Consider the following 20,665-nt stretch of genomic DNA (forward strand, 5'->3'; position numbering starts at 1 on the left):
GTAAGTCGCGACCGTCGTCGGCGTCACAACGCAGACAGTCCCCCGACCTTGCGATCGGGGGACTGTCTCGGTGGTGCACCCCCTGGGACTCGAACCCAGAACCCACTGATTAAGAGTCAGTTGCTCTGCCGATTGAGCTAGAGGTGCGTTCCGTTCGGCCGCCGCATCCTCGAGAAGATCACTGGCGAACCGAGGGACAACGTTACCATCCCGAAAGGCTCACCGCGAATCGAGGCGACCGCGGCGCGTATCCTTGAGTGTGTGACCTCCCCCGCCACCGCGTCTCCCTGGAGCACGCCCTTCGACGGTGACCTCACCGACGACCTGCAGCTCGCGCTGCGACTCGCCGACGCGGCGGATGCCGTGACGATGGCGCGCTTCGACGCCGCCGACCTCGACGTCCAGCTCAAGGCCGACGCGTCGCACGTGACCGAGGCGGATCTCGCCACCGAACGGGCCCTGCGCGACCTGCTGTCGACGCAGCGGCCGGATGACGGCATCCTGGGCGAGGAGTACGGCGCATCGGGCGACGAGACGCGGCAGTGGATCATCGACCCGATCGACGGCACGGCCAACTATCTCAAGGGCATCCCGATGTGGACGACCCTCATTGCGCTCGCGATCGACGGCGTGCCGCGCGTCGGCGTCGCGAGCCAGCCGGCACTCGGCCGGCGCTGGTGGGCGGCATCCGGACACGGCGCGTGGACGAACACCCCCGACGGCGGTAGCCGCCGACTCGGGGTCTCGAGCGTGGCGAGCGTCGCGGATGCGAGCGTGAGCTTCCAGTCCATCGGCCAGTGGGACGAGGTGGGTCGAACCGACGACCTGCTGCGCCTCAGCCGTGCCGTCTGGCGCGACCGCGGCTACGGCGACACGTGGCCCTACATGCTGCTCGCCGAGGGTCGCCTCGAATTCGTCGCCGAGTTCGGCGTGAAGGAGTACGACATCGCCGCGCTCGTGCCGATCGTGCACGAGGCCGGCGGGCGCTTCACCGACATCGACGGCGCCGACTCGATCGCGTCGCGCTCGTCCCTGGCGACCAATGGGCGCCTGCACGACGACTTCCTCACCCTCCTCGGCGCCTCCCCCGCCGCCCGCTGATCCGATCGGACCCCCCACCGATGACACGTTCTCGCTTCGCGCCCCTCACCCTTCCGGCTCTGGCCCTCGCCACGGCGCTGGTGCTCACGGGGTGCGCGTCCGCCGCGCCGTCCGCCGCCGATCCCACCACGACCGGCAACGCGGTCTCGCCCACCCCCACCGGGGCCCTTCCAGAGCCGACGCCGGACGCCTCGGCGTCCTCCGGGTCGACCGACAGCTGCGAGGGCATGATCGATCCCGACACGCTCGCCGAGTTCAAGAGCAAGGGATGGACGTTCAAGCAGACCCCGTTCACGTTCGAGACCCAGCCGCCCAGCTCGGCGCTGGACGGCGGTCTCATCTGCACCTGGGCGAACTACTCGGTGGCGTCGGGGAACCTGATCGAGTTCGGCTGGTCGGCGATCACCGCGGACGAGGCGGAGACGATCGCGGAGCAGCTCGTGCAGGAGGGGTGGCGCCGCGAGCCCTCCGACGACAGCTTCTACATCACGCAGGACTCCGCTCGTGCGCTCACGACGGATGCCGACGGCTACGGCATGACGTATCAGTTCGGCGACGGCTGGGTCGCCGTCTCCGACACGAAGCAGAACCTGCTGCTCATCCCCGCCACCGCCGGCTGACGACGCGGCCACCCGGCTCTCCCACGACGAAGGCCCCGGCATCCATCGAAACGGATGCCGGGGCCTTCGGCAGTGACAGTGACGTCGTGGAGCTGGGGGGAATCGAACCCCCGTCCAACGCTGAGATACTGCGTCTTCTCCGGGCGCAGTCTGTGCAGACGTTCTGCTCGGCTCCGACCTTTGTCACAGACACCTAAGTCGACGAGCCCAGCCTGGGAAGAGTCCCGCGTGACGTCCAGGCGCCGTCACACAGCAAGACCCCTAGATGACGCCAGGGTCCGTGGCGGGGTCACACACGGTCTGACGGACTATCGGGCTCGCTTAGGCAGCGAGGGCGAAGTCAGTGCGCTTGGATTCGGCACTTGTAGTTTTGCAGAGATCGTTTACGAGATAACCCTGCATCCTCGGCCCGCTTCTCGCAGATTCACAGACGCTGTCGAAACCGATCAGCCCCGTGTGCCTTGCGGCGAATGAGCCACTGTCACGCTGTGGAGTTGTCACCGGATGCCGAAGGCACCCGAGCATTACAGTTTACCCCATGACCGATGTCACGATCACCGTCCGCGGCGAGAGCCATGCCCGTGTGCTTCCGGAGCGGGCGGTCGCGCACGTCACCGCGACCGCCGACGGCCCGGAACGCACCGCCGTCATCGAGCGCGTCTCGGCACTCGCCGAGCCGCTTCGAGGCGAGCTCGCCGCGCGTGCCGCGACGGGGGCGCTCGCGGAGTGGTCGAGCCAGCGCCTGTCGGTGTGGGCCGATCGTCCGTGGAACAACGAGGGACGCCAGCTGGACCTCGTGCACCACGCCGCCGTCGAGTTCACGGCGACCTTCATCGACCCCACCGACCTGTCGGACTGGCTGAACGACATCGCCCTCACCGATGGCCTGCAGGTGGGCGCGATCGAGTGGCAGCTGACCCCGGCGACGCGGGCGCGCCTGGAGCGCGAGGTCGCGACGGATGCCGTGGCCGTCGCCGTCGACCGCGCCGCCGCCTACGCAGCGGCCATCGGGCGCCACGAGGTCACCCCGGTCGAGATCGCCGACCTCGGACTGCTCGGATCGACGACCGCGCCCGTGGCCCCGCGGATGATGGCGAAGGCCGCCGCGTTCGACTCCGCCGGTGCGGCCGTCGAGCTCCGCCCCGAGGAGATCGTCGTCTCCGCCGGGGTGGAGGCCCGCTTCACCGCCCGGTAACGGGCGCGCCCTCGGTCGTCGAGCGAGGCGCCGAGCGCCGAGTCGAAACGCCCGACCGTCCGCGACTATTCGCCGCGGAGGTTGCGGCTGCGCATCGCCCGCTCGGCTTCGCGCTTGTCCTCACGCTCGCGGATGGTCTGGCGCTTCTCGTACTCGCGCTTGCCCTTGGCCACCGCGATCTCGACCTTCGCGCGACCGTCGGAGAAGTACAGCTTCAGGGGGACGAGCGTGTACCCGCCCGCGCTGACGGCGTGTGACAGCTTGACGATCTCCTCCTTGTGCAGGAGGAGCTTCCGCGTGCGCTTCGAAGCGTGGTTGGTCCAGTGACCCTGCGAATACTCGGGGATGTGGACCGCGTCGAGGAACGCCTGCCCGCCGTCGATGTACGCGTATCCGTCGGTCAAATTGGCCCGCCCCTGACGCAGCGACTTCACCTCGGTCCCGGTCAGCACGAGGCCCGCCTCGTACGTCTTCTCGATGGTGTAGTCGTGGTGCGCGCGACGGTTGGTCGCGATGACCTTCTCCCCGCGTTCCCTGGGCATGGCTGATCCTTCGTCGTGTGGTCCGCCGCATGCGACGGGATGCCGCGGACACGGCAGCCCGTCAGTCTATCTCACGCCCGCAGCCACCGGCGGATCGCGAAGCCCGCGGACAGTGCCGCGAGGACCAGGCCGATGACGATGATCAGAGGGATGACGATCGCGGCATCCCCCATGTTCACCCAGTTGGTGATGAAGGTCACGCGTCCCTTGAGGTACTCCCCCACACCGAAGTGCACGCCGACGACGATCGCCGCCCCCGCCATCACCGACCCGATGAAGGCCGCGAAGACGCCCTCGAGGATGAACGGCGTCTGGATGAATCTGTTCGAGGCGCCGACGAGTCTCATGATTCCCACCTCCCGCCGTCGCGCATAGGCGGACAGGCGGATCGTGGTGGCGATGAGCAGGACCGCGGCGATCAGCATGAGCACGGCGATGCCGACCGCGATGTAGGTCGCGATCGTCAGCGCCGAGAAGAGCGGTTCGAGGTACTGCATCTGGTTCTTGACGCCCTCGACGCCGTCCATGCCCTGGAAGGCCTCGGTGATGACGTCCGCCTTCCCGGGATCGACCAGCCCGACCCAGTAGGTCTCGCCGAGCTGCGCGGGGGTGACGTAGTCCTTGTACTCGTCGCCGTAGAGGTCGATGAGGTTCTGGTAGGCCTCGTCGGCGGACTCGTAGCGCACGTCGCGGACCACGCCGCCGAGAGCCGAGCTCGACAGCCGTTCGGAGACCTGATCGATCTGCTCCTGGGTCGCCGCTCCGTCTGCGCAGGTCGTCGCGGTGGAGTCGTCACGGCACATCAGGATCGACACCTGCGCGCGATCGACCCAGTAGTCGCGCATCTTGCCGATCTGCATCTGCATCAGCATCGCCGCACCCACGAACGTCAGCGAGACGAACGTGACCAGCACGACGGAGATGACCATCGACGCGTTGCGGCGGAGCCCCGTGAGCGCCTCCGCGAGAATCAGCTGCATCCTCATGAGGTCGGTCCCACTTCGTCGTTCTCGTCGGTCTCGCGGCGGAGGCGATCGGCCACGCCGAGCCTGCCGAGGTCGATGTCACCGAGGCCGAGCTGGCCGAGGTCGACGTCCGGGGCGTTGATCGCGATCGGTCTCGTCGTGGGGGCCGGCTCGGCGGCGTCGGCCGCGGGCCGCTGCACGGGCGGGGTGCGCTCGGCGGGGACGGATACCGCGGCATCCACCGTCGGCGGGGCGGGGACCGGCTCGACGGGCGCCTGCGCGATCTCGCGCTGCAGCTCGACCACGGCGCTGAACGCCGCGGTCGCGGCGGCACCCTTCTCCGCCTGCGGGGTGAGCGACGGCAGCGACGACGTGTCGCCGTAGCCGCCGTGACGGTCGTCGCGCATCATCACGCCGCCGCGCAGCTCGATGACGCGCCGCTTCATCTGATCGACGAAGCCCGCTTCGTGGGTCGCCATCACCACCGTGGTGCCGCCGGCGTTGATGCGTGCGAGCAACTGCATGATCCCGATGGAGGTCGCGGGATCCAGGTTGCCGGTGGGCTCGTCGGCCAGGAGGATCTGCGGGCGGTTCACGATCGCCCGCGCGATCGCGACGCGCTGCTGCTCACCGCCGGAGAGCTCGTGCGGCAGTCGCTTCTCCTTGCCGTCGAGGCCGACGAGGGCCAGCGCCTCGGGCACCGCCTGCTGGATGAACCCTCGCGACGATCCGATGACCTGCAGCGTGAAGGCGACGTTCTGGAAGACGGTCTTGTTGGGCAGCAGCCGGAAGTCCTGGAAGACCGAGCCGATGTGTCGGCGGAAATAGGGGACCTTGCGCGTGGACAGCGTCTTCAGGTCGCGACCGAGCACGACGACGCGGCCTTCGCTCGGGCCGTCCTCCCGCAGGATCAGACGCAGACAGGACGACTTCCCCGAGCCGGACGCGCCTACGAGGAAGACGAACTCCCCGCGCTGCACCTCGAAGTCGACGTCGCTCAGCGCCGGCTTGCTGGTCCCTCGGTATTTCTTGGTGACGTGCTCGAACCGGATCATGACTCGACGAGCCTACGTCGGCCCCCGTCGGATGCCGGGTGCGACACTCGCCGCGTGTCGACTGCACGCCGCGGGTGATCGCGGAGCGGATCAGTCGTCGGCGTCCTTGCGCTTGCGCCACCGGATGCCGGCGGCGATGAGACCGTCGAGGTCGCCGTCGAAGACGACGGCGGGGTTTCCGACCTCGTAGCCGGTGCGGAGGTCTTTGACGAGCTGCTGACCGTAGAGGAAGTAGGAGCGCATCTGGTCGCCCCAGCTCGCCGTGATCGTGCCGGCGAGCTCCTTCTTCTTGGCTGCCTCCTCCTCGCGCTTGAGGAGGAGCAGACGGGTCTGGAGCACCCGCATGGCGGCCGCACGGTTCTGGATCTGGCTCTTCTCGTTCTGCATCGAGACGACGAGGCCGGTCGGAAGGTGGGTGATGCGCACGGCCGAGTCGGTGGTGTTGACCGACTGTCCGCCGGGGCCGGACGAGCGGAACACGTCGACGCGGATGTCGTTCTCGGGTACCTCGACCTCGACGGCCTCTTCGAGCGCGGGGATGACCTCGACCGCGGCGAAGGACGTCTGGCGTTTGTCGGCGCCGCCGAACGGGCTGATACGGGCGAGACGGTGCGTTCCCGCCTCGACCGAGAGGGTGCCGTACGCGTAGGGCGCGTCGACCTCGAAGGTCGCCGACTTGATGCCCGCGCCCTCGGCGTAGGAGGTGTCCATCACCTTCACGGAGTACTTGTGCCGCTCGGCCCAGCGCAGGTACATGCGCAGCAGCATCTCGGCGAAGTCCGTGGCGTCGTCGCCGCCCGCACCCGAGCGGATCGTCACGACGGCGGGACGGTCGTCGTACTCGCCGTCCAGGAGCGTCTGCACCTCGAGCTGGCCGATGACGTCCTGGAGCGCGGCGATCTCGCGGCGCGCCTCTTCGGCGGTGTCCTCGTCGTCCATCTCGTGGGCGAGCTCGACCAGCACGTCGAGGTCGTCGAGGCGCTGCTCGACATCGGCGACGCGCTTGAGGTCGGCCTGGCGGTGGCTGAGCGCACTGGTGACCTTCTGCGCCTTCTCGACGTCGTCCCAGAGGTCGGGGGCGCCGGCTTCCTCCGACAGTCGCGCGATCTCCGCGCGCAGCCCCTCGACGTCGACCACCGCCTGGATGTCGGAGAAGGTGGAACGCAGCGCCTGGATGTCGGCGGAAGGATCGAAATCAAGCATGACACTCCAGACTAACGTGGATCGGGTGAGCTCCCGCATGCCCGACCCCGCGTCCGCGCCCGGCATGGGGCCGATGCTCTGGCGTCTCGCCCCGATGATCTACGGTCCGACCGTGCTCTTCGCGCTCGGCGAGGGCGCGGTGGTGCCGCTGTTCCCGGTGATCGCGGCGCAGCTCGGCGCCGACGTGCCGACGGCCGCACTCGTGGCATCCGCTCTCGTCGTCGGCCAGCTGTGCGGCAACATCCCGGCCGGCTGGGCGGTGGGCCGCATCGGCGAGCGGCTGACGATGATCATCGGCGGCGTGCTCGCGATCGGCGGTGTGACGGGGATGCTGTTCGCCCCGAGCCTGCCGGTGCTGGCCGCCGCCGTGTTCCTCATCGGCTTCTGCGCGGCCGCGTTCGGCCTCGCGCGCCACTCGTTCATGACGACGCGGGTACCCCTGGCGTACCGCGCTCGGGCGTTGTCGCTGCTGGGAGGCACGTTCCGGCTGGGCATGTTCGTGGGGCCCTTCATCGCCGCCGCGCTCATCGCGATCTTCCAGGACGAGCACTCTACGGTGTGGTTCTTCGGCGCGTGCCTCGTCGCCACGATCGCTCTGCTCGTCTTCGGGCCCGACCCCGAGGATGCCGCGCCGCTGCCCCGGACGAGCACCACCGGCGACTCCCGGCTCGCGGAGGACACCGGCGAGCCCGTGACCGGATCGATCCCCGTCCCCGAGCGTGTCGGGGTGTTCCGCACGATGTGGCGCTATCGGGGCGTGCTGTCGCGGCTGGGGCTGGCGGCCGCGTCGCTGTCGGCGGTGCGCTCGGCGCGTCAGGTGGTGCTGCCGCTGTGGGGCGTGTCGATCGGGCTCGACGCCCAGACGATCGCGCTCGTGGTCGGCATCTCGGGCGCGATCGACTTCGCGCTCTTCTACGCGAGCGGGCAGGTGATGGACCGGTTCGGCCGACTGTGGGCGGCGCTTCCCGCGATGGTGCTGATGGGCTCGGGCTTCCTCGCTCTGGCCTTCACGCACGACCTGTCGCAGGCGGCGATGTGGTTCGCATTGTTCGCCGCGGTGCTCGGCGTGGGCAACGGATTGTCGAGCGGCATCCTGCTGACCCTCGGCGCCGACGTCGCCCCGCAGGACGATCCGGCGGCGTTCCTCGGGTCGTGGCGCACGCTCACGGATGCCGGCGGCGCGATCGCCCCGCTGCTCGTGTCGGCCGTGGCGGCGGCGGTGTCGCTGTCGGTGGCCACCGGCGTGATCGGTGCGATCGGGCTGGCGGGCGCGGCGGGCTTCATCCGCTGGGTGCCCCGGTTCGTGCCGCGCGAACGGTGAGTGCGCCCCGCGGCGGCCTGCGGCAGGATGACGGCATGAGCGCCTACGTCCGCCCGTCGATCGAGCCGCAGGTGTTCGTCGACGCGGACGGCGAGGTCATCGACTACGGCCGGCGGTGGGAGGATTCACCTCCGGACGACGCGTACTCCGTCACCGCGCACCCGGAGCGGTACGCGCCGCTGCACGCGGTCGCAGCGGCCCTCATCGAGCATCTGCGCGACACGTACGACGTCGAGATCGAGGAGGGCGACGGCGTCGTCGCAGACCTCCTGGCTCCCCCGAGCTGGGAGGTGCCGCGTGCGGTGCGCATGAGTCCGCGGGATCCGGACTGCGCTCCGCTGACGTTCGTCTTCACCGCCTTCCCCGGGCTGTTGCTCCACGCGGGTGTGCTGCACGACTTCCCCTTCCCTCAGTGCGGGTGCGACGCCTGCGACACGACCTGGCAGAGCGAGGCCGACGACCTGGAAGAGCACGTCGTCGCCATCGTCTCCGGTGGCTACAGCGAGAGCGTCGATCACCGGGGCGGCGAATCGACGGCGTGGTACCGGCTGCGATACCCGACCGGGTCGTCCGGGGGCTCCTCGAGCGCGATCACCCTCCCTCCGGACCGTCTCGCCGCGGCGGAGCGCGTTCTCGATGAGCTGCCGCCAGGATGGGCCGCATGGCCGCGCCGCCGGCCCGCCGCGGAGGGCGCCTCCGCTATCTGAGAGCCGTGCGGCTCGTCGCGGTGGCCTGCAGCGGCCATCCGTCCGGCACGAACAGCGTGAGCACCGGTGGATGCCAGGTGGTGGCCACGGTGACCCGGGCCGAGACACCGTCCGGCGCGGATGCCGCGACCAGCTCCGCCGTCCCCACGGCGGCGAGCAGGTCGGCGGCCTGCGCGTACACGCCGGCGTCGGTCAGGCGCGCGGCGGGCACGCCCCCGTCGGTCGACAGCGTGAAGCCGTCGGCACCGGCGAGAGCAGCGGCGTCGGCCGCGGCATCCAGGCGCTTCTGGGCGAGGTAGAGGCTGCTCGCGTCGACGCAGACGAGCACGAGGACGATCGCGATCACGGCGTAGCCGAGCGCGAGCACCAGGACGCTGCCGCCCTCGTCGTCGCGGCAGGCCGCAGCGAGCGCTCTCACGGTTGCGCCCCATAACGCGAGACCTTCTGGAGCCCCGTCGCCGTGACCGGCATGCGGGACACCTGGTCGAGACCGAACACGGGCGGCACGAGCGGGAGCGCCACCTCCGTGGCGACGGTCACCGACACCACCGCCCCCGCCGCCGGGCACGGACCGGGTGTCGAGCACCGCACCTGCACGTCGAGGCGCGACGGATCGATGCCATACTCGGCGGCGATCGCCTCCCGCACGCGCTGGGCACGAAGCTCGGCAGTCGCGGCATCGGGCGCCGATGCGATCGTGCGTGCGAGCTGCCGGGACGCGGTCTCGACGCCGAGCGCCTGCGACTGGATGGTTCCGAGGGCGACGATGAGGTAGACGAGGGGAACGAGCAGGATGAGCCCGACCGTGATGAACTCCAGGGATGCCGAGCCGCCCTCGTCGGTCAGCACACGCCGGGTGCGGCGCGCGGGATCAGTCGAAGCTCTCGCGCGGGGCACGAGCCGTCACCTCCCATCCCGCGGGAACGCCGAGGAAGCCGACCAGCGGCAGTGTCGCGACGACGCGCACCTCGACCTCCGGGCCGCGGGCCGATTCCGTGTCGGCGGCGGTGACCTCCGCGGCGATGCCGGCGCCGACGGCGGTCTCGATCAGCTGTGCGGTGCGGGTCGCGCCGGCCGCGGCATCCGTGTCGGCGAGCGCACCGAAGTAGGCGCCCTCCACCGCGGCGTCGTGGACGACGTTGCGGACGTAGACGGCGAGCGCGAGCTGCAGCACACCGAGGGTGAGGAGCGTCAGGAGCGTTCCGACGAGAACGAACTCCACGGTGCTGGAGCCGCGTTCGTCATCGCGCAACGCGTGCATCGCGCGCCCCGATCAGAATCCGGAGACGCGGCTGAGCGCCTGCTCGAACAGGTCGGCCAGCGCGGGCCCGGCGAGCGTCCAGATCGCGACCACCAGGCCGGCGGTCATCAGCGTGACCAGCACCCAGCCGGGAACGTCTCCCGTCTCGTCCTCGGCGAGATCGCGGACAGAGGATCGCTGTGAACCGGCCATGCCTCGAGTGTCGCGAGATACGCGCGTCGGCGCGGGAATTATCCACAGCTCCCCCTCACGCGATCAGCCGACGCCGAGGCGCAGCATCACGATGCCCGGGAAGATCGCGAACAGCACCGACAGCGGCAGGATCAGGAACACGAGCGGCAGGAGCATGAGGATCTCCTTGCGGCCGGCCATCTCCAGCAGCCCCCGTTTGGCGTCCTCTCGCGCGTCGACGGCCTGCTCCTGGAGGACGTGCGCGAGCGGGGCCCCGCGGTCCATCGCGGCGACGAGGTGCTCGACCGCGCGCGAGAGCGCGGGCACGTCGAGTCCTTTCGACACCGCCAGCAGCGCGTCGGGCAGGCTCGACCCGGTGCCGCTGGCAAGCATCGCCCCGCGCAGTTCGGCCGTGAGCACGCCCGACCCCACCTCGCCGACGCGCCGCAGGGCATCGCGCAGGCCCTCACCGGCGGCCAGACACAGGGCCAGGAACTCCAGCACCGTCGGCAGCTCCTCCTCGACACGCGTGATCCGCGCGCGCGCCGCCCGGCTGAGGCGGTTGTCGCATCCGACGATGCCCGCGGCGGCCAGTAGCGGCGGCATCAGGGCGAGAGCCGGCGCGCCGCGTCCCACGACCGACAGCATCACCACGACGGCGGCGCCGATCGCGAGGCCACCGACGGCCCAACCGAGCTGGGTCGCACGGAAGGCGACGACGTCCTGCGCCCATCCGGCCTGTCGCAGGCGGCGGGCGACGGTGCCTGCTCCGCCCACGCCCACCCAGGTCGAGGCGAGGCGGTCGCGGGTGAGCCGCCAGGGAGAGGCGACCGTGGTGGAGGGAAGCGGCGTGAGACCGCGCGGATCGGCGATGTCGCGGAGATAGGGCGCGACACGCCTCGTCAACGACGGGGCCGCCCACCGGGGCAGCCGCCCGAGCGCCAGCAACAGCCCCGTGCCGAGCGCGGCGCCGAGGATCACCGCGGATGCCGCGAGGCTGACGACGTTCATGCGAACCACCGCCGGGGCTCGGGGAGGCGCCCGATGCGGAGGGTGAGCCGGTACGCGCCCACCGACACCACCGCACCGCCGATGACGACCGCGATCCCCGCCGCACTGCCGTAGGCGGTTGCTCCCTCGGGCCGCAGGGCGAGCAGGCCGAGCACGATCCACGGCGCGACGACACCGACGACGGCCGCGCCGCGCACCCACGACTGACGCGCCTCGACCTCGGCGCGGAGCGTGGCGTCGGCACGCACGGATGCCGAGAGTGCGCGCAGCACGCCGGTGAGCTCCGTGCCTCCCACTCGCCGTGCCATCCGCAGCGTCTCGATGATGCGATCGGCGACGGGATCGCCCAGTGCCGCTTTCAACCGCCGGGCGCTGGAATCGAAGTGTCCCGATGCCGCCATGTCGGCGCGGAACCGCTCGAACGCCGGTCGCAGCGGCGGGGGTCCGTTCACGGCGAGGGCGGACACGGCATCCGGCAGCGAGGTGCCGGCGCGCGCCGAGGAGATCAGCAGGTCGCAGACGTCCGACCAGAGCGCGCGACGTGAGCGCCGCAGTCGGCGCACCCGCGCCCGCAGCCAGGAGAACGGCGCCGCGCCGGCGGCGACTGCGGCGACGAGAGCCACGGCGCCCAGCCCCGTGATCACCCACGCGAGCGACGCGCCGACGGCGGCGAGGACGGCGCCGATGAGCACGGGACGGCTCGCCGAGGCGTGCGCGAAGCCCGCTTCCTGCAGCAGCCGGGCGATCGGCCCCTCGGAGCCGGCGCGCTCCGCGCGGGCGGTCAGCGGCCACAGCCAGGGCGACAGCGCGAGCAGCAGGCCCGCCGCCAGGAGCGCACCCCAGAAGACGGTCATGCGCGCGCCCCGCGGTAGAGCACGTGCGTCTCCACCACCCCCGCCGAGACCGCTCCGGTCGTCTCGATGATCTCTTCGACGAACCGTTCGCCGTCGGGCGCCCGGCGACAGTGCACGACGAGGTCCACACCCGTCGCGATCGCGGGCTGGACGAACGCGGCATCGATGTTGCGCCCGGCCAGCAGGGGCAGCGTCGCCAGGCGTGCGAGGGCGTCGGCCGCCGAGTTGGCGTGGATCGTCGCGGCTCCGGGAACGCCCGTGTGCAGGGCGAGCAGGAGATCGAGGGCTTCGGCATCGCGGACCTCGCCGACGATGAGGCGATCGGGGCGCATGCGCAGCGCCTCCTTGACCAGCCGCCGCAGGCTCACGGAGCCGGTGCCCTCCAGACTCGGCTGGCGCCCCTGCAACGCGACGATGTCGGGAGCCGTCACGGAGAGCTCGAAGGTCTCCTCCACGGTGATGATCCGCTGCTCAGGCGCGCACGCGCCGATGAGCGCGGCGAGCAGCGTCGTCTTCCCCGCGTGCGTGGCGCCGGAGACGAGCACGTTGCGACCGCCGGTCATCGCGTCGCGCAACAGGTCGGCCACGCCGAGGGGAAGCGATCCGGCGCGGACGAGATCGTCGAGGGAGCGCCGAGCCGGCAGGAATTTGCGGATGTTCACGGCGAAATGCGCGCGCGTGATATCCGGAATCACGACGTGCAGTCGACTCCCGTCCGGGAGCGAGGCGTCGACGAACGGCTGGCTGAGATCGACTCGGCGCCCGGTGGCGTGCAGCATCTTCTCGACCACATCGCGCACCGCCTCGTCGGTCAGTCGCATCGCCACGCGCTCGCTTCGCCCCGCTCGGGCCGCGAAGACGGCGCCCGGGCCGTTGATCCAGATCTCCTCGACCTGCGGATCATCCAGGAGCACCTGCAACGGACCGTAGCCGGTGACGCGCGCGAGCACCGCGCGCACCGCCGCGTCCTCGTCGTCGACGAACTCCAGTCCCCGTGCGAGGGCGTAGTCATTGTGGTGTCTCACCTCCGCGGTCGCCAGCTGCGCGGCGCGATCGGGATGCCGCAGCGGGTCGGCCTGCTCATCGCGCAGGCGGTCGCGCACCCGGTCGGCGATCGCGCGCAGCACCATCGTCGACGCCGCCGAGATCGTTCCCTCCGGCGCGACGGACGTGGGGGCGGATGCGGAGGGGGTCATGGCGGCATCCTCACATCGACGAGGGCCGGCGCGCCGAGACTATCCACAGCGCTCCCGCGCCGTCGCGCGGAATGCCGAGGACGGGCGGCAAGAGAAAAGAAACCCCGCCCTTTACCGTTGCAGCAGAAAAGAAACAACCCTGTCGAAAAACAGGAAAAGGTGCGGTAATCTCTCGGCCATGGCACGCAGAGAAATCAAGACGTATATCGTGGTGGACGATCTCACCGGCGAGGAGATTCCCGAAGAGGACTCCGTCAGCATTCAATTCAGCTACGGCGGGCAGGCGTACGAAATCGATCTGTCGAGGCAGAATGCGACGAAGCTGGATGACTTCCTCGCCCCCTACATCGACAAGGCCCGACGGGTGCGCTCGTTCGGCGCGGCGCCGGCGCGGCGCGCCGCTCCCGCAGCGCGCACGCGCGATCTGGAGGCCGTCCGCGCCTGGGCGCGCTCCAACGGCCACACCGTGAGCACGCGCGGACGAGTGGCGAAGTCCCTGCTGGAGGCGTACGACGCCGCGCACTGATTCCTCCGCCGGCGGGCGGGCGGATCCTCCGCCGCGGCGCCCTGCTTGTGTTGTGGTCTGACCACAGAGTACGATTTCTTCGTGCTCACGATTCCCGAGACCCTTCAGGCGCAGGCCGACGCGGCCGTCCATAAGGCGGACGGCGTCCTCTCCCCCGGGCGTTTCGCCGTTTCCGGCATGCTGGCCGGCGCCTACATCGGAATCGGCGTCGTCCTCATGGTCGCCACCGCCGGCCCCCTCCTGGCAGCGGGCGATGGCCTCGCCAAGCTGGTCGCCGGCGTCGTGTTCGGCGTCGCCCTGACCCTCGTGGTCTTCGCCGGGGCCGACCTGCTCACGAGCGCGATGATGATCCTCCCCCAGGGCGCCCTCATGGGAGCCGTCGGCTGGTGGCGTGCGATCGGCACCATGGCGGCCACCTTCCTCGCCAACCTCGTCGGCGCCCTCCTCTTCGCCGCGCTCATCGTCGCCTCGGGCGTGCTGCACGCCAACGCGCCCGCCGGCAAGATGATCGCCGACATGCTCGCCGCCAAGGCGGAGGAAGGACCCCTGCAGCTGTTCGTCCGCGGCATCCTCTGCAACGTGCTCGTGTGCCTTGCGATCTGGATGTGTGCACGCGTGCGCTCCGACGTCGCAAAGATCCTCCTGATCTTCGCCGCGATCCTCGCTTTCATCAGCTCGGGTTTCGAGCACGTCGTCGCGAACATGACCACGTACGGCATCGGCCTGTTCAGCGGCGACCCGCACTTCACGTGGGGCCTCTTCGCCAACAACATGCTCTGGGTGGGCCTGGGTAACCTCGTCGGCGGCGGGATCGTCGTCGGTCTGGGTTACTGGATCATCGGCGGCCGTCCCCGTCTGGCAGCCGCGTCGACGGTATCCGCTCCGGAGTCGGTCGAGACCACTGGATAGACTGGTCGCCGCGCGGGAGTGGTGAAATCGGCAGACACGCAGGATTTAGGTTCCTGTGCCTTCGGGCGTGTGGGTTCAAGTCCCACCTTCCGCACGGACGACGTCGCCGCAGAGCGGCCGGTCTGATCAGCCGATTCACCGCAATCACTCGGGAACCGCGCCGGTAGACTGACCGCGACCGCTCTCCTGAGCGACCTTCCACCGCCGATCTACCGACGGGAACCCTGTGCACGCTCTCGCCCTCATCCCCTGGCTCGATCCTGCGGCCATCATCCAGAACGCGGGCCCGTGGGCCCTGCTGGTGGTGTGCTTCATCGTCTTCGCCGAGACGGGTCTGCTCGTCGGCTTCCTGCTCCCCGGCGACACGCTGCTGGTGATCTCGGGCCTGCTGTCGCACTCGACGCCGACGCTGCCGCACGGGATCTTCGGCATCAGCGTCTGGTGGGTGGCGCTGCTGATCGGCCTCGCGGCCTTCGTCGGCGGCGAGCTCGGCTATTACATCGGGCACAAGGGCGGACCCGCCGTGTTCGAACGCAAGGACTCCGGCCTCTTCAGCCGCAAGAACGTCGAGCGCACCAACGCGTTCTTCGAGCGCTACGGCGGCCTCACCGTCATCCTCGCCCGCTTCGTGCCGATCGTCCGGACGTTCGCCCCGGTGGCGGCGGGCGTCGGCCACATGCCATGGCGCAAGTACTCGCTCTACAACCTCATCGGTGCGGTCCTCTGGGGCTTCGGCCTCACGATGTTCGGCTACCTCATCGGCTTCATCCCGCCGGTGGCCACGTTCGTCGAGAACTACATCGACCTCATCCTGCTCGCCGCCGTCGGCGGCACGGCCCTGGTGACCGTGTGGCACTACTTCTCCGAGCGTCGCAAGGTCAAGAAGGAGCAGGCCGCCGGCCTCGCGCCCGAGACCGTCGAGCCTCTCGAGGACGGCACGCCCGCAGCCTGAGTCACGACGCCTTGGTGGCCTTGCCCTTCTTGGGCGAGGCCACCTTCTCGTTCTCCGCACGGGCGGCCCGGCTGCGTTCCACGCTGGCCTTCAGCGCCGCCATCAGGTCGATGACCTCGCCCCCGGCATCCTTCTCGGCCTTCTCGCCGAACGTCTCGGACGTATCGAGCGCGTCGCCCTTCTCGAGCTTGGCGTCGATCAGGGTCCGCAGCTCCTGCTGGTACTCGTCGACGAACTGCGCGGGGTCGAAGTCCGACGAGAAGCTCTCCACGAGGGATGCCGACAGCTCGAGCTCCTTGTCGGAGATCTTGACCGGCTCATCCAGCGCCGGGAACGAGGCTTCCCGCACCTCGTCGGCCCAGAGCAGCGTCTGCAGCACGAGGACGTCTCCCCGCACCCGGAGCGCGGCGAGACGCGTCTTCTGGCGCAGGGAGAAGCGCACCACCGCCGTGCGATCGGTCTGCTCGAGGGTCTTGCGCAGGAGCACGTAGGCCTTCGGCGAGGCGGAGTCGGGCTCCAGGTAATAGGGCCGGTCGAGCGTGAGCAGATCGATCTGGTCGCTGGGGACGAACTCGACGACCTCGATCTCGCGACTGCGCTCCGCCGGGAGCGAGGCGAGGTCTTCGGCGGTCAGCACCACGGTGCGGTCGCCGTCGTCGTACGCCTTGTCGATGTCGGCGTAGGGCACCACCTCGCCGTCGAGCTCGCAGATGCGCTGATACCGGATGCGTCCGCCGTCGGCCGCGTGCACCTGATGCAGCGGCACGTCGTGGTCTTCGATGGCCGAGTACACCTTCACCGGCACGTTGACGAGCCCGAAGGTGAGCGCGCCCTTCCAGATCGATCTCATGGGCCCATCAAACCGGCTCCTGCACCGGTTCGCCAGGGGCTGGCCGCTACCCTGGCGCCATGGCACAGGCAGCACAGGTCGTCGAGGTCGGCGGACGACGCCTCCGGCTGAGCAACCTCGACAAAGTGCTGTACCCCGCGACCGGCACCACCAAGGCCGAGGTCATCGACTACTACTCGCGTATCGCTCCGCTCCTGCTCCCCCATCTCGCGGGCCGACCCGTCACGCGGCTGCGGTGGCCCGACGGCACCGGCGAGCCCCCCTTCTTCGCGAAAGACCTGGAGGCCGGCGCACCCGACTGGCTCCGACGCCGCGCGATCGATCACTCCGGCGGAGCCAAGGACTACCCGCTGATCGACGACGTCGCGGGTCTGGTGTACCTCGCGCAGGTCGCGAGCCTCGAGCTGCACACGCCGCAATGGCGCTTCGACGGCGGCGGCCGCGGATCGCCCGACCGGCTCGTGCTCGACCTCGACCCGGGACCCGGCGTCGGGCTCCCCGAGTGCGCCGAGGTGGCCCGCCGGGCCCGCGGCATCCTGGCGGACATGGGCATGGACCCGCTGCCGGTGACCAGCGGGTCGAAGGGCCTCCACCTGTACGCACCCCTGGACGCGACGCGCACGAGCGACGAGATCTCGGCGTTCGCGCGCGAGCTGGCACGCGCGTTGGAAGCCGACGATCCTGATCTCGTCGTTAGCGCGATGAGCAAGAATGCGCGCCCCGGCAAGGTGTTCGTCGACTGGAGCCAGAACAACGCCGCCAAGACCACGATCGCGCCCTACTCACTCCGCGGACGCGCGGAGCCGACGGTCGCCGCCCCCCGCACCTGGGCCGAGCTCGACGATCCCGACCTGCGGCACCTGCTGCTCGACGAGGTGCTCGCCCGCGCCGCCTCCGACGGCGACCTGCTCGCGCCCCTGGCGCCCGTCTCCCCCGATCCCCTCACCTCCTACTTGGCGAAGCGCACCCCCTCCGCCACGCCCGAACCCTTCCCCGCGCCCGCGAACCGACACGCCCTGGCCGAGCCGCCACACCCCGGCCCGGCGGCGCGTAGCGGCTCGCACGACTCGTGGCGGTTCGTGATCCAGGAGCATCACGCGTCGCGTCTGCACTTCGACCTCCGGTTGGAGCACGACGGGGTGCTCGTCAGCTGGGCCGTGCCGCGCGGCATCCCGGCGACCCCCGATCGCAACCACCTCGCGGTCATGACCGAGCCGCACCCCCTCGAGTACCTCACCTTCGCCGGCGAGATCCCCGCCGGAGAGTACGGCGCGGGAACGATGACCGTCTGGGACACCGGCACGTTCACGGTGGAGAAGTGGCGCGACGACGAGGTGATCGCGACCCTCTCCGGCCGGCCGGACGGCCCGCTCGGACGGGTGCGGATCGCCCTGATCCGCACGGCCGGCTCGGGTGAGAAGTCCCAGTGGCTCCTGCACCGTACGAAGGATGCCGCGACGCCGCCGGTCCGCGCCGCGCACGCCGGGCATCGTGCGCCCGCGCGAACGGCGAGCGGGCCCGACGCCCCGATGCTCGCGGTGTCGACGACGCCGGCGCTCGCCGCGGCGGCCGCGCGAAGGTGGGGCGACCTCCCCTGGGTCGAGTTCAAGTGGGACGGCATCCGCGCCGTCGGCACGTGGGACGGCAGCCGCCTGCGGTTGCGAGCGCGCAGCGGCGCCGACATCACCGACCGCTACCCCGAACTCACCTCCGGAGACGTCGGCTTCGGCCCCCGCCCGGCGGTCGTCGACGGCGAGATCGTCGCCCGGGATGCCGCGGGCCGCCCGAGCTTCACGCGGCTGCAGTCGCGCATGCACCTGACCTCGGCGCCGGAGATCGCGCGGGAGGCGCAGCGCATCCCCGTCGACTACTTCCTCTTCGACGTGCTGCGCGTCGGCGACGAGGACGTCACCGGGCGTCCCCTGCGCGAACGCCGCGAGATCCTCGAGACGATCGCGGCCGACGCCATCGCCGCCGTCGCCGTGCCGCCGGTCGCGGACGACGTCTCCGATGCGCTGGCGGCCGCTGCGGAGCTGCACCTGGAGGGTGTGGTCGTCAAGGACCCTCGGTCTCCCTACCGTCGCGGAGCCCGATCCGAGGAGTGGCTCAAGGTCAAGCTGACGGCCATGCAGGAGGTCGTGATCGGTGGCATCCGCCCCGGGAAAGGGGGACGGCGCGGCAGTATCGGATCGCTGCTGCTCGGCATCCCCGACGAGGACGGCCTGCACTACGTCGGACGCGTCGGCACCGGATTCGGCGACCGCGAGCTGAGCCGGCTCGCGGCACTGCTCGAGCCGCTGCGCACCGACTCCTCGCCCCTGCTCGGCGTGCCGGTCGCGGACGCCTCCGATGCGCTGTGGGTGCGGCCGGAGCTCGTCGGCGAGGTGGAGTACGCGGAGTTCACGCCGAGCGGCACCCTGCGCCACGCCCGGTGGCGCGGTCTGCGTCCGGATGTGGATCCCGCAGACGTGCGCCGGGAAGACTGAGCTCAGGCCGGCGCGGCGGTCGGACCCTGCGGGTCGGCCGCGAAGACGGCGACGGCGTCCCCGTCCCACACGAACTGCAGCGCGGTGCCCACCGGGAAGGCGGCGCGCAGCTCCTCGGGGCTGTCATCGGCGACGAGCAGCGCGACGGTCGGGTGAAACGGCCCCGCGCCGCAGCCGCTGGTCCCGAACCGCGATCCGTCGGCGGCCGGGACCCGCGGCGTCACGATCAGACACTCGCCCGAGGAATCCAGCACGTCACGCGCGACGGCGACCACCACGAGCCCGGAGAACGCGTAGGCGGAGCTGTCCTCGGATTCGCCGAACCACGGCATCGCCGCCGGCGGACTGGTCAACGGCTCGTCCAGGCTCGCGACCTGCCGCGCACCCGTGACCGGTGACACCGGACGGAGGGAGGCCAGACCGAAGACGAGCGCACCCACCACGACGGCCACCACCGCGATCGACGCCGCCCATCCGATCGCCAGCGCACGTCCGATGCGGGGCGGCATCGCCGCGGGCGCTTCCGTCGGGCGTGGAGACGGCGCGCCGCCGTCCTCCGGGGCGGTCTCGACGCCCGCGCCCGGCGCAGGCGTGGCCGCGGGCGCAGGCGTCACCGGGGCCTGCGTGCGGCGCCGTTCCTCCAGCGCCCGCAGGCGGGCCAGCGCGTCCGGATCGCGCTCGATGTCGGCATCCGGTCCGTACGCGCGTGTGCGCAGCAGGGAGAGTTCGCGGAGGTCGGCATCGTCCATGCCCTGCATCGTCGCACAGTCGCCGGGCGGGCTTCGTCGCTACACGTGCGCGTCGTGCTCGCGGTGCCCGGCCGGCTCGAGCTGGAACGTGGAGTGCTCGACATCGAAGTGACGCGACAGGCAGCTCTGCAGACGCGACAGCAGCGCCCCCGCACCACCGGCGTCACCGGCGAGCACGTCGTCCGCGACGACGACGTGCGCGGTGAAGACGGGGGCGCCGCGCGTCAGCTGCCACACGTGCACGTCGTGCACGTCGACGACGCCCGGCTCGCCGAGGATGTGGTCGCGGATGTCCGCCACGGCGGTGCCGTGCGGCGCCCGCTCGCCGAGCACGGAGAACACCTCGCGCAGGAGTCCGACGGCGCGGGGCAGGATCATCACCGCGATGAGCAGCGAGGCGAGGGCGTCGGCCGGCATCCAGCCCGTCGTCCAGATGACGACGGCCGCGACGATCACGAGCGCCGAGCCGATGAGGTCGCCGAGCACCTCGATGTAGGCGCCGCGCACGTTGATGCTGCGCTTCTGCGCCGCGCTGAGCAGGTACATCGACACGGCGTTGGCGACGAGACCCACCGCGGCCACGAGGAGCATCAGCCCTCCCGCCACCTCGACCTCGGTCGGTCCGACGAGACGCTGGACCGCTTCGACGGCGATCCACACCATGAGGGCGATGAGGATCAGCGCGTTCACGAGGGCGCCGAAGACCTCGGCGCGCTGATAGCCGTAGGTGTTGCGATCGTCGGCCGGTCGCCCGGCGACCGCCGAGGCGATGAGGGCGATCACCAGCGCCGACGAGTCGGTGAACATGTGTGCCGCGTCGGCCAGAAGGGCGAGCGATCCGGTCAGCAGGGCGCCGACGATCTGGACGAGCATCACTCCGGCCGTCAGACACAGCGAGATCGTCAGCAGTCGCCGATTGCTCGAGTCCCGGATGCCGGTGGGTGCGTGATCGTGCATAGAACGAGGCTAAGCCGCGGCGCCGCCCGCGCAC

General features: G+C 70.7%; 23 protein-coding genes, 2 tRNA genes and 1 other RNA gene. 10 read left to right on the forward strand and 16 right to left on the reverse strand.

All coding sequences use genetic code 11. The features are described from left to right. Nucleotides 1-71: 71 nt before the first annotated feature. Nucleotides 72-147 (reverse strand) — tRNA-Lys (locus AC6CQV_RS07520). 114 nt (nucleotides 148-261) lie between these two features. On the opposite strand from AC6CQV_RS07520, the gene AC6CQV_RS07525 reads away from it, so the two are divergent. After that, nucleotides 262-1,101, forward strand: coding sequence for an inositol monophosphatase family protein (locus AC6CQV_RS07525; protein WP_498260654.1), 840 nt, complete (start codon nucleotides 262-264; stop codon nucleotides 1,099-1,101). A gap of 20 nt (nucleotides 1,102-1,121) precedes the next feature. Beyond that, on the forward strand, nucleotides 1,122-1,721 hold the full coding sequence (locus AC6CQV_RS07530) for a nitrate ABC transporter substrate-binding protein (RefSeq protein WP_498260655.1): 600 nt from the start codon (nucleotides 1,122-1,124) through the stop codon (nucleotides 1,719-1,721). A gap of 84 nt (nucleotides 1,722-1,805) precedes the next feature. Here AC6CQV_RS07530 and ssrA read toward each other — a convergent pair. Continuing rightward, nucleotides 1,806-2,175, reverse strand: a transfer-messenger RNA (tmRNA) gene (gene ssrA, locus AC6CQV_RS07535). Nucleotides 2,176-2,259: 84 nt separating this feature from the next. Here ssrA and AC6CQV_RS07540 point away from each other — a divergent pair. Then, entirely contained in the window at nucleotides 2,260-2,916 is a 657-nt protein-coding gene (locus tag AC6CQV_RS07540; RefSeq protein ID WP_498260656.1) for an SIMPL domain-containing protein, read from the forward strand. 65 nt (nucleotides 2,917-2,981) lie between these two features. On the opposite strand, the gene smpB is transcribed toward AC6CQV_RS07540, so the two are convergent. From smpB to prfB, 4 genes are all read right to left on the reverse strand, one after another. Next, complete coding sequence (gene smpB, locus AC6CQV_RS07545; protein WP_060959357.1) at nucleotides 2,982-3,458, reverse strand: SsrA-binding protein SmpB; 477 nt, start codon at nucleotides 3,456-3,458, stop codon at nucleotides 2,982-2,984. A 71-nt stretch (nucleotides 3,459-3,529) separates the two neighbouring features. Further along, nucleotides 3,530-4,444 carry a permease-like cell division protein FtsX gene (ftsX, locus tag AC6CQV_RS07550; protein WP_060959356.1) on the reverse strand — a complete coding sequence of 305 codons (915 nt, stop codon included), beginning with the start codon at nucleotides 4,442-4,444 and terminating at the stop codon, nucleotides 3,530-3,532. Then, nucleotides 4,441-5,478, reverse strand: a complete 1,038-nt coding sequence (gene ftsE / locus AC6CQV_RS07555; protein ID WP_498260657.1) for a cell division ATP-binding protein FtsE — start codon at nucleotides 5,476-5,478, stop codon at nucleotides 4,441-4,443. The genes ftsX and ftsE overlap by 4 nt, the downstream gene beginning before the upstream one ends. Before the next feature lie 90 nt (nucleotides 5,479-5,568). Then, the gene (prfB, locus tag AC6CQV_RS07560; RefSeq protein WP_060959354.1) at nucleotides 5,569-6,681 is read right to left on the reverse strand and encodes a peptide chain release factor 2; all 1,113 of its coding nucleotides are present in this window, start codon (nucleotides 6,679-6,681) and stop codon (nucleotides 5,569-5,571) included. A gap of 73 nt (nucleotides 6,682-6,754) precedes the next feature. Between prfB and AC6CQV_RS07565 the strand changes: the two genes are divergently transcribed. Together AC6CQV_RS07565 and AC6CQV_RS07570 are read left to right on the forward strand one after the other, a co-directional pair. Continuing rightward, entirely contained in the window at nucleotides 6,755-8,002 is a 1,248-nt protein-coding gene (locus tag AC6CQV_RS07565; protein ID WP_498260691.1) for an MFS transporter, read from the forward strand. A 35-nt stretch (nucleotides 8,003-8,037) separates the two neighbouring features. Next, nucleotides 8,038-8,709 carry a DUF6226 family protein gene (locus AC6CQV_RS07570; protein WP_498260658.1) on the forward strand — a complete coding sequence of 224 codons (672 nt, stop codon included), beginning with the start codon at nucleotides 8,038-8,040 and terminating at the stop codon, nucleotides 8,707-8,709. Here AC6CQV_RS07570 and AC6CQV_RS07575 read toward each other — a convergent pair. The 7 genes from AC6CQV_RS07575 to AC6CQV_RS07605 form a co-directional block, all read right to left on the reverse strand. Continuing rightward, nucleotides 8,702-9,127 (reverse strand): pilus assembly protein TadG-related protein, encoded by a 426-nt coding sequence (locus tag AC6CQV_RS07575; RefSeq protein WP_101306109.1) that lies wholly within the window; start codon nucleotides 9,125-9,127, stop codon nucleotides 8,702-8,704. The genes AC6CQV_RS07570 and AC6CQV_RS07575 overlap by 8 nt on opposite strands. Further along, nucleotides 9,124-9,606, reverse strand: a complete 483-nt coding sequence (locus tag AC6CQV_RS07580) for a TadE family protein (RefSeq protein WP_498260659.1) — start codon at nucleotides 9,604-9,606, stop codon at nucleotides 9,124-9,126. The genes AC6CQV_RS07575 and AC6CQV_RS07580 overlap by 4 nt, the downstream gene beginning before the upstream one ends. Beyond that, on the reverse strand, nucleotides 9,581-9,970 hold the full coding sequence (locus tag AC6CQV_RS07585) for a TadE/TadG family type IV pilus assembly protein (protein WP_498260660.1): 390 nt from the start codon (nucleotides 9,968-9,970) through the stop codon (nucleotides 9,581-9,583). Before AC6CQV_RS07585 ends, AC6CQV_RS07580 begins: the two co-directional genes overlap by 26 nt. A 12-nt stretch (nucleotides 9,971-9,982) precedes the next feature. Then, on the reverse strand, nucleotides 9,983-10,162 hold the full coding sequence (locus AC6CQV_RS07590; protein WP_060959349.1) for a hypothetical protein: 180 nt from the start codon (nucleotides 10,160-10,162) through the stop codon (nucleotides 9,983-9,985). Between the two features lie 63 nt (nucleotides 10,163-10,225). Continuing rightward, the gene (locus AC6CQV_RS07595; protein ID WP_498260661.1) at nucleotides 10,226-11,152 is read right to left on the reverse strand and encodes a type II secretion system F family protein; all 927 of its coding nucleotides are present in this window, start codon (nucleotides 11,150-11,152) and stop codon (nucleotides 10,226-10,228) included. Then, nucleotides 11,149-12,006 carry a type II secretion system F family protein gene (locus AC6CQV_RS07600; RefSeq protein WP_498260662.1) on the reverse strand — a complete coding sequence of 286 codons (858 nt, stop codon included), beginning with the start codon at nucleotides 12,004-12,006 and terminating at the stop codon, nucleotides 11,149-11,151. Before AC6CQV_RS07600 ends, AC6CQV_RS07595 begins: the two co-directional genes overlap by 4 nt. Next, nucleotides 12,003-13,202 (reverse strand): TadA family conjugal transfer-associated ATPase, encoded by a 1,200-nt coding sequence (locus AC6CQV_RS07605; RefSeq protein ID WP_498260663.1) that lies wholly within the window; start codon nucleotides 13,200-13,202, stop codon nucleotides 12,003-12,005. The genes AC6CQV_RS07600 and AC6CQV_RS07605 overlap by 4 nt, the downstream gene beginning before the upstream one ends. A 178-nt stretch (nucleotides 13,203-13,380) precedes the next feature. Here AC6CQV_RS07605 and AC6CQV_RS07610 point away from each other — a divergent pair, with 178 nt between their 5' ends. The 4 genes from AC6CQV_RS07610 to AC6CQV_RS07625 all read left to right on the forward strand — a co-directional run bounded on the left by AC6CQV_RS07610 (nucleotide 13,381) and on the right by AC6CQV_RS07625 (nucleotide 15,589). After that, complete coding sequence (locus tag AC6CQV_RS07610) at nucleotides 13,381-13,728, forward strand: histone-like nucleoid-structuring protein Lsr2 (RefSeq protein ID WP_060959153.1); 348 nt, start codon at nucleotides 13,381-13,383, stop codon at nucleotides 13,726-13,728. An 81-nt stretch (nucleotides 13,729-13,809) separates the two neighbouring features. Next, nucleotides 13,810-14,637, forward strand: a complete 828-nt coding sequence (locus tag AC6CQV_RS07615; RefSeq protein ID WP_060959152.1) for a formate/nitrite transporter family protein — start codon at nucleotides 13,810-13,812, stop codon at nucleotides 14,635-14,637. Nucleotides 14,638-14,649: 12 nt separating this feature from the next. Beyond that, a tRNA-Leu gene (locus AC6CQV_RS07620) sits at nucleotides 14,650-14,731 on the forward strand. A 132-nt stretch (nucleotides 14,732-14,863) separates the two neighbouring features. Continuing rightward, nucleotides 14,864-15,589: a DedA family protein gene (locus tag AC6CQV_RS07625; protein ID WP_060959151.1), complete on the forward strand. Its 726-nt coding sequence runs from the start codon at nucleotides 14,864-14,866 to the stop codon at nucleotides 15,587-15,589. Nucleotide 15,590: 1 nt separating this feature from the next. On the opposite strand, the gene ku is transcribed toward AC6CQV_RS07625, so the two are convergent. After that, complete coding sequence (gene ku, locus AC6CQV_RS07630) at nucleotides 15,591-16,439, reverse strand: non-homologous end joining protein Ku (protein ID WP_498260664.1); 849 nt, start codon at nucleotides 16,437-16,439, stop codon at nucleotides 15,591-15,593. 59 nt (nucleotides 16,440-16,498) lie between these two features. Here ku and AC6CQV_RS07635 point away from each other — a divergent pair, with 59 nt between their 5' ends. Continuing rightward, nucleotides 16,499-18,925 (forward strand): ATP-dependent DNA ligase, encoded by a 2,427-nt coding sequence (locus AC6CQV_RS07635; protein ID WP_498260665.1) that lies wholly within the window; start codon nucleotides 16,499-16,501, stop codon nucleotides 18,923-18,925. A gap of 2 nt (nucleotides 18,926-18,927) precedes the next feature. Here the strand turns inward: AC6CQV_RS07635 and AC6CQV_RS07640 are convergent, their stop codons facing one another. Both AC6CQV_RS07640 and AC6CQV_RS07645 read right to left on the reverse strand, forming a co-directional pair. Then, the gene (locus tag AC6CQV_RS07640) at nucleotides 18,928-19,674 is read right to left on the reverse strand and encodes a spermidine/putrescine ABC transporter permease (RefSeq protein WP_498260666.1); all 747 of its coding nucleotides are present in this window, start codon (nucleotides 19,672-19,674) and stop codon (nucleotides 18,928-18,930) included. 39 nt (nucleotides 19,675-19,713) lie between these two features. After that, the gene (locus AC6CQV_RS07645; protein WP_191008444.1) at nucleotides 19,714-20,631 is read right to left on the reverse strand and encodes a cation diffusion facilitator family transporter; all 918 of its coding nucleotides are present in this window, start codon (nucleotides 20,629-20,631) and stop codon (nucleotides 19,714-19,716) included. Nucleotides 20,632-20,665 lie beyond the last annotated feature (34 nt).

It is taken from the genome of Microbacterium sp. EG9 (genome assembly GCF_059759475.1).